The sequence below is a fragment of the Cryobacterium sp. Y82 genome (assembly GCF_002929495.1).
GTDB lineage: Bacteria > Actinomycetota > Actinomycetes > Actinomycetales > Microbacteriaceae > Cryobacterium > Cryobacterium serini.
In genome coordinates this window covers 1-12,362 of sequence record NZ_PJJJ01000034.1, presented here as the reverse complement: position 1 = coordinate 12,362, position 12,362 = coordinate 1, and the positions used below count along the sequence as shown (strand labels likewise).

The 12,362-nt window shown below is 60.5% G+C and carries 8 protein-coding genes; 2 read left to right on the top strand and 6 right to left on the bottom strand.

Annotated elements, in window-relative coordinates; genetic code table 11:
- Positions 1-46: 46 nt before the first annotated feature.
- Positions 47-865, bottom strand: a complete 819-nt coding sequence (locus CXY70_RS11000; protein WP_104192419.1) for a GNAT family N-acetyltransferase — start codon at positions 863-865, stop codon at positions 47-49.
- 1,293 nt (positions 866-2,158) lie between these two features.
- On the opposite strand from CXY70_RS11000, the gene CXY70_RS10995 reads away from it, so the two are divergent.
- Positions 2,159-2,908, top strand: a complete 750-nt coding sequence (locus tag CXY70_RS10995; RefSeq protein ID WP_104192418.1) for an SDR family NAD(P)-dependent oxidoreductase — start codon at positions 2,159-2,161, stop codon at positions 2,906-2,908.
- A gap of 349 nt (positions 2,909-3,257) precedes the next feature.
- Here CXY70_RS10995 and CXY70_RS10990 read toward each other — a convergent pair whose 3' ends face one another.
- From CXY70_RS10990 to CXY70_RS10975, 4 genes are all read right to left on the bottom strand, one after another.
- Positions 3,258-4,298, bottom strand: coding sequence for a hemolysin family protein (locus CXY70_RS10990; RefSeq protein WP_104192417.1), 1,041 nt, complete (start codon positions 4,296-4,298; stop codon positions 3,258-3,260).
- Positions 4,291-5,658: a hemolysin family protein gene (locus CXY70_RS10985; RefSeq protein ID WP_104192610.1), complete on the bottom strand. Its 1,368-nt coding sequence runs from the start codon at positions 5,656-5,658 to the stop codon at positions 4,291-4,293. Before CXY70_RS10985 ends, CXY70_RS10990 begins: the two co-directional genes overlap by 8 nt.
- 341 nt (positions 5,659-5,999) lie before the next feature.
- Positions 6,000-7,001, bottom strand: coding sequence for a hypothetical protein (locus CXY70_RS10980; RefSeq protein ID WP_146066116.1), 1,002 nt, complete (start codon positions 6,999-7,001; stop codon positions 6,000-6,002).
- Between the two features lie 40 nt (positions 7,002-7,041).
- Complete coding sequence (locus CXY70_RS10975) at positions 7,042-7,722, bottom strand: transposase (RefSeq protein WP_104192415.1); 681 nt, start codon at positions 7,720-7,722, stop codon at positions 7,042-7,044.
- Between the two features lie 498 nt (positions 7,723-8,220).
- Here CXY70_RS10975 and CXY70_RS17575 point away from each other — a divergent pair, with 498 nt between their 5' ends.
- Positions 8,221-9,552: a hypothetical protein gene (locus CXY70_RS17575; protein ID WP_146066115.1), complete on the top strand. Its 1,332-nt coding sequence runs from the start codon at positions 8,221-8,223 to the stop codon at positions 9,550-9,552.
- A gap of 880 nt (positions 9,553-10,432) precedes the next feature.
- Here the strand turns inward: CXY70_RS17575 and CXY70_RS10960 are convergent.
- Positions 10,433-11,869, bottom strand: coding sequence for an integrase core domain-containing protein (locus CXY70_RS10960; RefSeq protein ID WP_104192412.1), 1,437 nt, complete (start codon positions 11,867-11,869; stop codon positions 10,433-10,435).
- Between the last annotated feature and the right edge of the window lie 493 nt (positions 11,870-12,362).

Genomic DNA, 12,362 nt, shown 5'->3' with positions numbered 1-12,362 from the left:
GACCGATTTTCTCACAGGGTGAACGTGGAGGCTTTGCCAAATTTGCTTACCGCGGAAAGGTATTGCGGCTGCCCCGCAAAGGGAATACTGACCGGTCACCCAGCACCGATCCCGTCCAGCACCGCTCGGAGTAACGGCGTTCAATGCCTGAGGTAGCTTGACCCCACACGCTGCTGGCGACACGTTCCTGATGAGTTTCAAACGCGGCTGCGTGCTCGAAGCACTCCTCGACCTGCCACACCAGCGGATCGCTCGTCGCGCTGACGATGAACGAACGGCATCCCGGTTCGGCACGGGTCAGAGCAAGGTGCAGTGGTAAATGATCCCGGACAGAGTTCGCCTGGTTCTGGGTGTGACAAACAAGGTGCCCACTCAGGCATATCGCGCTGTCGAGGAGATTCTTTTTCATCTTGTAATTGGTCAGCCGCACACCGCCCCGCACCGGGTGCTGTTCTACCTCGACGGTGAATCCGCGGCGCTCGAAGAAGGGGCGGGCTGTGACGCTGGCGTCGGCTGTCAGTTCTATCAGCTGCGCTGTGCGCGCGTGGGTCTCCACTCTGGCGATCAGTTGTCGTGCAACCCCCCGTCGCTGGTATCGGGGCGCGACGAACAGCATGTCGATATACCCCACAGAGTTCACATCGGAGAAGCCTGCTGGTGCACCATCCACGGTTGCCACGTAACTGTTCCGCTCCTGCATCGACGCATTCCAGGTGGGCAGATCTCGCTCTTCTGGCCGAGCCCACGCCTGAATCTGCTCCGCTGAGTAGTCGGCGGCAGCGGTCTCGGTCACCGCAGCAAGGAATATTGCCAAGGTGTCGGCGGCATCCGCCTGACCGTAGGGACGGATGGCGACGGCCTGCATAGCGCTGCTCTTGTTTAGTTCCACCGAACCAGCATCTCACCGCGGCTGGTGCTGACCTCGTAGCACGTACGGGCGTCCCGCCAACCGGAAGGTGTGCGGGACGACAACAAGCATGGACTGGCCAGCGTCAGTTAGGTCAGTCAATGGCGAATTCACCCTTGAATGTGACGACCGCCTACTTGTCTGTTTCGTCCTTGGTGACGGATTCGATCTCCCTGTAACCGTCGGTGGCATTGGGACTGTAATCCTCTTCGTACGAGTGGTTGGCGATCCAGGTTGCTTCAAACGCTTTCCAGTCAATGGGCGCGCCATCGTTCCTACGATGTATGTCGTGGGAGCCATCGGTGCCATTCTCGTGGCGTTCGGAGTGTTGGTTCCAAGCGTGCGAAGATTCGCTCCTAAACCATCTGGGGCCGCCCTGCAGGACACACTGGCCGATGCCGACGACGTAGAGAAGTCACCAACGTGACCTGGTGTTATCGTGGCAGAAACCTTGAGGTTGACCAAAGCGTCATCCTGCAGCGTTCGACGCCATGGAGTCGTCTCGTTCGCCGCTCGACCGGTGCGCCCACGGATGACATTTTCATGGTTAGCCCTTCGATTCATCGCCGAAGTGCCGGGACTCTTCGGCGCAGTCAATCAGAAATAGCTAACGCACGATTTGTACCAACTTGACACGTTTCCCGGCGCTGTTCCAAATTGCCAATTCAGACTCGATTTTCCGCTGTTGTAGGAGTGACGGCCAGACTTGGTGGGATTTGCGGACAAAGTTCCCTGCCAAGTGGTATTTCCTTGATATGTCCAGAGTCGGACTTCGCCCGTGCTTGTCCAATTGATCTGAACGACTTTCGGGTATCCGCAGGTATCCGTTCGTAGCCCCCAATAGGTCATGGCGCTTGCGGGGAGTGCGGGGCCGAGAATACCCAGCGTGATAGCGACTATGATCATGGCTGCACTTGACCGAAGTTTACGCAAAAGAACCCCAATGTTCCTATGTGAGAACTGTTCGAATTTTTCTTGAGACTAGTGGACTCGTCAGCTGAAATCAAGAGAACCCGTTGAATGCCAGCGTCGTGGGCAGACGGTTTGAGACACCCCGTTCTCCTTCGCAAACCCTGCAGGGGAGCTTGCTTACGACCAGAGGACGATGCTGATCAAGAACGCCGCCGGCCCGACCGCATCGCCACTATGGCATCGATTCGTTAAACCGCACCTTTCGGTAAGCCTCGGTGACCTGGCCCCGAGTAGGGTGGCGAGTGGAAGGCTCAGGCAAGCAACGAGGGAGATAAATCGATGACTGATTTTCAGGGAAAAGTGGCACTCGTTACGGGCGGCGGTTCCGGCATTGGCGCGGCCATTTCACGAAAGCTGGCCGCAGCAGGCGCATCGGTCGTGGTCAGTGACCTCAAGCTCGACGCCGCGCTGAAGGTAGCCGAGGACATCACGGCCGCCGGGCACTCCGCCGCCGCAGTCGAGCAGAACACGACCGTTCCGGCGCAAGCGGATACTGCCGTACAGTTCGCGATCGACACCTACGGCGCACTCCACCTCGCGGTGAACAACGCGGGAATCGCCCCGGCCCCGGCCCCCGTCGGTGAACTTGACCTTTCCGATTGGGACAAGGTCATAAACGTCAACTTGAACGGCGTCCTCTACAGCCTTCGCTACGAAATCCCCGCCATCGAAAAATCGGGCGGTGGATCTATCGTGAACGTGTCGTCCGTCCTCGGCACCAACGGTGAACTCAACGCCTCATCGTACGTCGCAGCAAAACATGCCGTCGTCGGACTGACGAAGGCGGCCGCCCTCGAATATGCGGCCAAAGGCATTCGCATCAACGCCGTTGGCCCCGGTTACATCGACACTCCACTGCTCAGCACCCTGCCGAAGGAAACGTATGACGGGCTCGTTGGCCTGCACCCAATCGGCCGGTTGGGCACGGCGGATGAGGTCGCCGACCTGGTCATATTCCTGCTGTCAGATAACGCGAGTTTCATCACCGGCAGCTACCACCTCGTCGATGGCGGGTACTCGGCGCGCTGACCACATTGATCGCGCACTTGTGGATAGACCCAGCATGCGCTTCGAGAGGGCCCTCGTCCGTGCGCCGCAGCTCGACGACGAAAGCGATCCGCTGGGTCTAGCGCGACGGCAAGGGGCGTGCTCGGTCGTGGCGGTGGGGGTGGTTCGGTCACTGATCGGGGCCCAGGGCCGCTTCTCGCCGTGGTCACCGTCGCCTGCTTCGTTCGGCCCAGCAAGGCCGCACCTTCTCTCTCGTAGCACGTGGAAGCGCCGGTATCCGCAGTGTTCAGATCAGGAGCGACGTAAAACAGTAGCCGATTAGCGTCGTGACTGGCCGGAGCACGCATCCGCTGCAACTGGTTACGCGCAGCTAAATGCTAGTGGCGTCTTCGATCTCTCCGATGAGTTCTTCAATGATGTCTTCGAGGAACAAGACTCCGGTGGCGACACCGTCCGCGTCGAAGGACGTGGCGACGTGCGCTCCCAGGCGACGCATGGCTGCCAGGGCATCTTCCAGCTCGCTGTCCCGGAAGACGGACGCCAGGCGACGGATGCGTTTGCCGGGCACGGGCCGGGTGAACGCGTCTGCGTCGGTGAGGTCCATGACGTCCTTGAGGTGCAGGTATCCGGTGGGATGCCCGTCCTCGTCGGTGAGAATGTAGCGGGAGTATCCGTGTTGGGCGACGGCCCGTTGAATGTCGGACGGCGACGCCAAAGCCGGAAGGTGAACCATGGACGAGATGGGGACTTCCACATCGGAGACGCGTTTCGAGGTGAACTCGAACGCAGCCGAGAGGGTGCCCGAGGCATCCTGCAGCATTCCTTCGCGCGTGGACTCTTCCACGATGCCGGCGACCTCGTCGAGGGTGAACGCGCTGGTCGCCTCATTCTTGGGCTGCACCTTGAACAGGCGCAGCACCCCGTTCGCCAACCAGTTCAAGCTGCCAATAACGGGGCGGAAGATGCGGGCGACGAGCACGAGCGGCGGCGCCAGGATGAGCGCAGCGCGGTCGGGAACGGAGAAGGAAATATTCTTGGGAATCATTTCGCCAAACACGACGTGCAGGAAGGTCACCAGCGCCAAAGCGATACCAAAAGCGATCACGCTGATCGCGGCGTCGGAAAGTCCGGTCACGGCGAGTGGGTACTCCAACAGACCGTGAATGGCCGGCTCGGAAACGTTCAGGATCAGCAGCGAGCACACGGTGATGCCGAGTTGGCTGGTGGCCAGCATCAGGGTCGCGTGCTCCATCGCCCACAGGGTGGTCTTCGCTGCCTTACTGCCGCGTTCGGCGAGGGGTTCGATCTGCGACCGGCGGGCCGAGATCACGGCGAACTCGGCGCCGACGAAGAATGCGTTGATAATCAACAGCACGACGAGCCAGATCAGGCCCGGCCAGTACTCACTCATGGGTCAGGTCCTTCTGAATTTGGTTGACGATTCGGTCGTGTCTGGAAGCCAGACTCGGGTCATGTTCCGGGTCAGAGGGCGTGTAGCGCACGCGTTGAACCTGAACGCCATCCACCCTGTCGATCCGCAAGACCCCTCCGTCGACCGGGACCTCGTCGCCCACCTCGGGAATCCGGTCGAGCTGATCGGCGATGAACCCGGCAACGGTTTCGTAGTCGCCGTCGTCGGGAACGGTTACACCGGCACGATCGAGCAGTTCGTCCGGCCGCCAGCTGGCGTCGAACACCAGGGAGCGCCCCGAGCGGATGACGCCAGCTTTCGCCCGATCATGCTCGTCTTCCAGCTCGCCCACGAGTTCTTCGACGAGGTCCTCCAGCGTGACTATGCCCGCCGTTCCGCCGTATTCATCAGCGACGACCGCGATCTGGAAGCCCTGCTTACGCAGCAGAGCGAGGAGAGTGTCCACGGCCATCGACTCGGGTACACGCAGCGCGTCCACCTTGAGTTCGTTGGCAGTGATCTGGTCGCGGCGGTCAAGTTCGACTGCGAAAGCCTGCTTAACGTGTAGGACCCCGACAATGTCGTCGGAGTTCTTATCAATGACGGGAAACCGCGAGTAGCCGGTGGCTGTGGACAGCCGCACGATGCTCTCGGCTGTATCAGCGACCTGGACCGAGGCCATCCGCACCCGAGGTGTCATGACGTCGGCGACCGTGTGATCGGCGAACCGGAGCGTGCGGTGCAGCATTGCCGCATGATCGGTGTCGAGCACGCCCTCCAGGGCCGACCGCCGCACCAGGAAGCTAAGTTCTTCCGCGGTGCGCGCGCCCGATAGTTCTTCCTTGGGCTCGATGCCCACCATTCGGATCAGGGCGTTGGCAGTGTTGTTGAACAGCAAGATGATCGGTTTGAAGATCGCGGTGAACAGTGCTTGCGGGGGCACGACGATTTTGGCCGTGGCCAACGGTACGGCCAAGGCAAAGTTTTTCGGCACGAGCTCGCCAATCACCATGGAGAACAGCGTCGCTACTGAAATCGCGATGATGGAGCCGAGCACGGGGATCAGGCCGTCTGGTACGCCGACGCCTGCCAATGGCTCGGTCAGCAGAGATGTAATTGCGGGCTCGAACGTGAACCCGGTCAGCAGTGTTGTCAGGGTGATGCCCAGTTGCGCGCTCGACAAGTGCGTCGACGTGATTTTCAGCGCCTTGATGGTCGGTCCGAGACCCTTTTCACCACGTTCCTGACGGGCCTCGAGATCGTTACGATTCAACGTGACGAGGGAGAACTCGGCCGCCACGAAGATACCCGTGCCCACGGTCAGGAGCAGGCCTACCCCCACCATCGCCCACTCAAACAGCATGTGGCCCCCTCAAAATCGGGGACATTGTGCGAGAAAGCGATGAAAGGGGCGAGGGTTTATCAGGGTCCATTATTTATCCAGAATACCAAAGGCCCTCGGCCCAGGCTGAGAAAAGACCCGCACCTTCCGCCGGCGAGCAGCCACGACGCCCCCACCGCAGTGATCCTATTGGCACGCCGTATCGATTCGGCCGACAACGTTCCTGACAGCCAACACGACATCCGAACGGCGCAAAGAAGTACCGGCGAACCGTCGACAGGTCCGAACGTATTCACCTGCACCAGCTCAAGCCTCTCACCAGCGCCGTCTGAGGGAGGCCCCGGCGCCGGGCATCCCCGTCATCGCTTGCTTTCCCTCGGCATCTCCGGGGCTGCAGCATTGTCGTCTCGAAGCGTTGCCAGCAGGGCTGCCGGCGTTTCGGGATCGTCGAGACTGATCGCGAACTGCTTCTCGTTTTTTGTCGTCACAATCAGCCCGGGCCCCTTCCTCAAAATGACAGCGGATCGTCCGGGCATGATTCGGTATCCCCACCCGCCCCACTCAGCGGGTCGAAGTTCGGCGGCCTCGACGACAGCAATGGCTTCTAGGTGGATGCGCCTCAATGGAATCCGAAATATGGCCGAGACCACCCGCAGACCCCGCCAATCTGCCGTCACGCGCAACCGAACGAACGAGGCAACTAACACAATGGTGACAGCGATCACGGCGATGCCAACGATTTGGTCCGAGGCCCGCCCGGCGACGACCGCTGGCCCATAGATGACGGAACCGAGAATGATCAGTCCAATCGCCACCCACAGGAACAGGTTTCCCGAGATCGTTTGGGACCAAGCACCAATGGCACTGGGCGCGAATTCGATTCGCCTCTGGACATCCGTCGCCTCCAGCCGGGGCCTTGGTGCGATTAGGAAGGGAATGATCCCATAGCCGGCGGCGACGAATGAAACGATGACCCATGCTCCGAGCACAACTTCATACGGGTCGCCGACCTGCATCGTCAGGCCAGCGGAGAGCAGCCATATAGCGGCACCCATTCCGCCGAACACGCCGAGGAAGAAATAAGCGCCTCGCTTGGCGCGCGCGCTCATTCCGGGCCAGACACTTATCGCGACTCCAGCGACGGCCGGCACGCCTGTCATTCCGAGGTTTAGGGCGAGCAGCGTTCCCACAGCCATCGCATCGTCGGCCGGCCCTGAACCTGACCAGTGCGAGGCGAGCTCAGTGGGAAGGTCGCCACGCCAGACCCGCCACGAGATGATCACGACCAACACCGGTACGCACAACGAGGCCCCCGCCAAAACTTTCCGAACCATCTCGGTACGCACGCTATTCTCACTCATGTCATTCCACCCCTCTCCCTACGTGATGCTCCTATAGTTGTCAATGGATTTTTTGGGCTTCCTTTTGCTCGTGGAGCCAATCTCGGAGTTGGCTAGCGAGGTTGTCGTCTCGGCTGAGTCCTCGTTCGATTCGTGAGAGGGTGCCAGGCCAGGTGTTGAGGTGTTCTCCCGCCTCTCGGAGGGTGATGTGGAGTTCCTCGCGGGAGGTGCGAAGATCGGTGATCGAGGGCGCCGCTTGCGGGTTGGTGAGCTGACGGTAGAGCTCCCGGGCGACGTATCGTTTTAGGCAGCGCATGTTTTCCTTCTTGGTCTTGCCTTGAGCCGTTCGTCGGGCTGCATATTCTCTCGTCCGGGAGTCGGTGGCGAGGCGTGAGACGACGACGTGGTGGATTGCCGCGTTGGCGGCTCTGTCGCCGCCGCGGCTGAGCCTGTGCCGGCTCGTCTTGCCGGATGACGCGGGTATCGGGGCGACGCCGACAAGGGCCGCGAACTGCGCTTCCGTGGCGCTGCGTTCGGGGTTGTCGCCTACGGTGACGAGGAGTTGGCTGGCTACTTCGATTCCAACGCCGGGGACGTCCCGCAACAGCGGCGCGCAGTCTCGGAGAATCTCTGCCAGCCCTGCATCGGTGTCAAGAATCTCCCGCTCGAGAAATCGGTATCGGGCGGCGAGTTTCTTCACAGTGAGGGCCGTCGCGGTGTCAGGGTCCGCGAGGTTTCCCATTGGACGGGAATGCTCCAACGCCGGGATGAGTTGCGCGCTCGTCAATGCGCGAAACCTGCTGCGCACGTGCTCGGGAGCGGAAACCAAGGCGGCCCCAATTCTGACGAGGAGTCCCGCCGCTGCTTGCACAAGCCGGCCGCCCAGCAGCCGTCGCTAACTTTGATCGTTTCTCCATAGCGAAATTTGTCGATCGCCTCCGGCTCGCGCCTCGAGGATCCCCGAACGCGTCGATAGCGCAAGACCCGCACAGACAAAAAATGCCAACAATAAAGGTCAACATAACGTCCGATCGCAGCTCAGTCGGTAGTGCTCGCGATTCCCGACTGTACGCCGATTAGCCGCCCCATGGGGCCGTCTGTAAACGGAGACCGTAATCGGGCCATAGGCACACTGCCCAAGGTAATGGAGGCTTGTTGCTGGATGCGGGCACCCACTAGCCTGAGCGGGAGATTGCCGATGGGCGGTCAAACGAGAGGGATACAGATGAGACTTACGCATGTGACGGCGGCAGTCGCAATCGTTGCGTTGCTGGCCGGATGCTCGAGCAGTGTCGCCGATCGTGAGGCTGCGCCTCAGCCAAACAAAGCCAGAGAACTTGCTGAGGTCGTCCACACCGGCGCCGTTACGATCGCGGATGCTGCATCGTCGCCATCCGGAAAGGTAAAAGGGCTCACCACTTCAGATGGCTATACATTCGATGCACTGATTAGTATCGGTTCTGCCGCGCCGACAACTTCAGTGACTAACGCGAAGCCGGGGACGACCGATCTCACATGGTCAGCCCCGATAACGAAGGTGTTGACGAATACGACGCCGTCACGAAACGCCCCTGAGTCGCAGCTTCTCCACTTCTGGCTTGAAGGGTATTGGCCGGAGGAGTCCCCAGTCTGTCAGCTGGACACTGACTGGTTCCTTGGTCCTACAAAACCGAAGGTTTGGGCATTCGAAGGAACGAACTATTGCACGATCACAACAATCTTCTCCGACGGCTTCAGTGGCGAGTTTATATCTGGGACGCCAGTGTCAGGCACTAGCAGCCTTGACCTCACCTTCAACATCGGTGAGGATGCGGCGCCCGGAGTCGTCGCGGACCTCACCAACGGGCCTGCGACTTGGGTCCTCGGGCTTTACGGTCCGGCAGAAAAGAGCCCCTGCCTGACCGACTATACCTACGGGACCACAAGCCACCGTCCCGTGTTCTGGGTGTCGAACCCAAACCTCGGTTGTGTACCGCCGAACACCGGAACCGGCGTCACCACCTTGGATCAGCAAACCATCGACGCCGCGGCGACTGTGACCTCAAGCGCAGCAGCGGCTGTTCAGAAGAGCACCGACGCGCTCAACATTGGGATCTCGACATGCCCCTTTGCTGTCGAGTCAGCGGACCTATATGGCGGGCTCACTACGACGTCGTACCAGTCGTTGAAATGGAACGCCCTTTACGGATTTCAGAAGACTGGCAAGAAAGACCTCACCTGGCCGTCATTCGAATGCCGAGACGGGGCGATGCGGGTCATAGCCTACGTGCCGGACGGGCAGGTCGACGTCGAGTCGTACCTCGTCAACCGTGACGGTTCCTTTCAATGGCCAGACATGTCTGACGCCGCAAGCATGCATAACGGGAAGGCGGTCGTAACGACCAGAACTGTGACACCGGAGGGCGGCGACGCTTACTCCGTCGCGCAGGTTGCCTGGTACACGAATGGGCTTGTCATCGAGGCGGTCCTCGTCGCGGCGACCCCCGAAACGGGAATGCAATGGCTGAACACAAATATTCCGGCTATCGTCACGAATCTCAGCGCGTGGACGGGGAGCATCACAGAGTCCTGACACGGACCCGTTGAATGTTGTCGGTTCGGTTTCACACCATGGACCGTCGAGTTCAGACGTGCCCACTTCACCGGCGGCAGCGTCGATTTCAAGGAAGTGACCGGTGCTGATCCAGGAATACCAGATTTCACTGATCCGATCCGCTGGGAAATACCACGAGAAGTGCCGTGGGCCACAGGAGACATGTCAAGCCAGGCCTGAGCCTCGCATTGCTGCCGCCTCGCTGGAGAGGAGCTGGTGGTTGTCGAGCGGAGGGCCGACGTGCAGGGTCCGCGCTTTCGGGTGCGCGGCACACGGGGCGTGTAAGGCCGGGTTAATGCGAGCGAGGTGTCTCGCCTCGTTTATGGCCTCTTGAGTGGCGCCATTCAGACGCACCACGTCGCTGTGGTGCGAAATCAGACACTGAAAGTGCACGGTGTTGCGGAATACCTCGGGCACGCAAACCCATCCCTAACCCAGGACGTCTACATGGCCAAGAACACAGGCGGTATCCGTGCGGCTGAAACGATGAATTCCCTGCTGTCACCGGTTTAAATCTGCGGGGTCTATGCCGGATCGATGAAGTGAACATCTGACACCGCGGCGCGGGCCAATTTCACCCTCTCGATGGCCGCCAGAAAGGCGAAAAATCAGCCGTAAAGGGGCCGTTGACAGGATGAGAAGTCGAGTACACACGATTTCAATCTGCGAGGTTTCCGCGGGGTTGGCTCAAAATCGACAAAAAATCGCCCCGGACTTCCGCAGAAGTCCGGGGCGATTCTAGTGGCGAGTAGCCCTTGAAGGTAGCGCTAGTCCAGGCACCCGGTGTGTAACCTCGGGACATCGTGAACAGTGGATCTCATCACTTCGTGGACGCTGGGTCTCACGGCTTCGTGCACAGCTACCGACCTGGCTCACCGAGTACTGCGGGCAGATCAGTTTGATGCTGGGCGAACTGGGTTTGGTATTCCGCGTTTTTGCGTTCCCAGGGCTTCGTCGGGTGGGTCACGTCAACGCCCTGGATGGAGTACGAGGCAACGTATCGGCCTCGGACGTTCAGCGCGACCATCGGCAGCGGGAATGAGAACACGATCTCAGCGGTGACGGGATCGGTGAGCAAGAAAGCGTCGTCGGTGATCGTCCGGTAGAACGTGCGGTCGGCGTAGGTAGTCGGCAGGGAGACCTGGTAGCCCTGAAAGTAGACCCGCCGGTTGGCTTTGGTGATCTCCACCAGTGACTGATCCGCTGTTTGCGGCCGCGCGTCGTCGTCGGGCATGACCTGCCCGGTCTTGGAGATCGTTAACGGCGCCCGGTGAAGGTCTGACTGTCGTCGCGAGCGGGCCCGCCGGTACTCCGAGGCTTTTGCTTCCAGCACCGACAGCGGGATCGGCTCGGTCGCTGGCGTGTGCTCAAGCAAGTCCCACGCTGCCCGCGGCGTGGCTTGTTCGAGGGCTTGATGCGGCCAGCGATTGTTGTAGTGCTCCCGGAAACGCTGGATCCGGCCACCGAGATGCTCGAGAGTGGCTGGCCGGTCGGCGTCGAGGAAACGGATCAACGTCTGGTGGGAGCGCTCGTTCTTGCCCTGTGTGGTGGGCTTGCCCGGCAGCCCGCTGATGGGCATGGTTCCTTTCGATGCCAGAAAGATCTCTACGGAGCCGATCCTGCCTGCGCGCAGCTGGTTGAACGCCAGGGAGTTGTCCGATAAAACTTCCTTCGGTGCCCCGCATGCGCCGATTGCCCGTTCGAGCATGTCCTTGGCATCAGCACTGTTCTCATGACGCGAATACGCGTCGGTGCCCACGTCGTATCGGCTTGCGTCATCGAGCAGTTGATACACCGTGACGACCTGCCCGTTCGCCAGCCGATACTCGAACGCGTCCAGTTGCCACAGCGACATCGCCGTCGCGCGCACGAACGGGATGTAGGACGACTTCGGTCGCTTCCTCGGCGACGCGTCCACCTGCCCGACGCTGGCCAGAAGACGTGCGATCGTCGCCACCGACGGGACCTTCCCTCCGGGAAACCCGCTGGACAAGGCCGCTTCGTAGTAGATCGAGCGGGGACCATAATCCCAGCCATCAGTCTTGAGCTGTTTGCGGATCTTGACCACCTCGTTCACGACGACCTGCCCGTAACGCCGGGCCGGGACCGTCGGGGCGCGGGAGCGCGGGTGCAGCGCAGCAGCAGCCTCGTGGACAGCTCGCCCGCGGATCTTGTAGAACACGCTCCGAGAGATCTTCAAAGAGCGGCAGAACCCGATAGTCGACAGCGCGTGAGGCTGGGTCGGGTCGTAATTCACAATCGCGGCGCGAGTCTGGGGTGAAAGAGAATTCGTCATTCCCTAACTATCAACGCCGTAAATGTCTCCGATGCTGTGAGACATCGTGTCCACGATGTCATGAGATCGTGTGTCCACGATGCGTTGAGACAGGACACACGAAGCCGTGAGACCCAGCGTCCACGATGTGCTGAGATCCACTGTTCACGATGTCCCGAGGTTACACACCGGGTGCCTGGACTAGCGCTACCTTCAAGGGCTACTCGCCATCTAGTGAGTACCGTGTAGCGGGAGCGGGAATTGAACCCGCGACACCACGATTATCGTGAACCAGGCTCAGCGGGGTCACATGGGCCTAACACAGCCACTGATCCCAGTAAAACACTGGATCGGTGATCACATTCTGACCCCCATGTGAATTTCAATCTGCGGGGTTAATGCAGGGTTTCTGCGGGGTTTAAGAAATGTACGCTGGCCCTACGTGCCAGGGTTGGGTGAGGCCAGTAGCTAACAGCAAGTCCGCCGTTTGACGTAGGGCGAGAATCAGGAATCA

What these genes read in the sequence shown, in the direction of transcription:
- CXY70_RS10995 (WP_104192418.1), top strand. Translation starts at nt 2,159, where the DNA reads ATGACTGATTTTCAGGGAAAAGTGGCACTCGTTACGGGCGGCGGTTCC.
- CXY70_RS10975 (WP_104192415.1), bottom strand. Translation starts at nt 7,722, where the DNA reads ATGGGAAACCTCGCGGACCCTGACACCGCGACGGCCCTCACTGTGAAG.
- CXY70_RS10990 (WP_104192417.1), bottom strand. Translation starts at nt 4,298, where the DNA reads ATGAGTGAGTACTGGCCGGGCCTGATCTGGCTCGTCGTGCTGTTGATT.
- CXY70_RS10960 (WP_104192412.1), bottom strand. Translation starts at nt 11,869, where the DNA reads ATGACGAATTCTCTTTCACCCCAGACTCGCGCCGCGATTGTGAATTAC.
- CXY70_RS10980 (WP_146066116.1), bottom strand. Translation starts at nt 7,001, where the DNA reads ATGAGTGAGAATAGCGTGCGTACCGAGATGGTTCGGAAAGTTTTGGCG.
- CXY70_RS11000 (WP_104192419.1), bottom strand. Translation starts at nt 865, where the DNA reads ATGCAGGCCGTCGCCATCCGTCCCTACGGTCAGGCGGATGCCGCCGAC.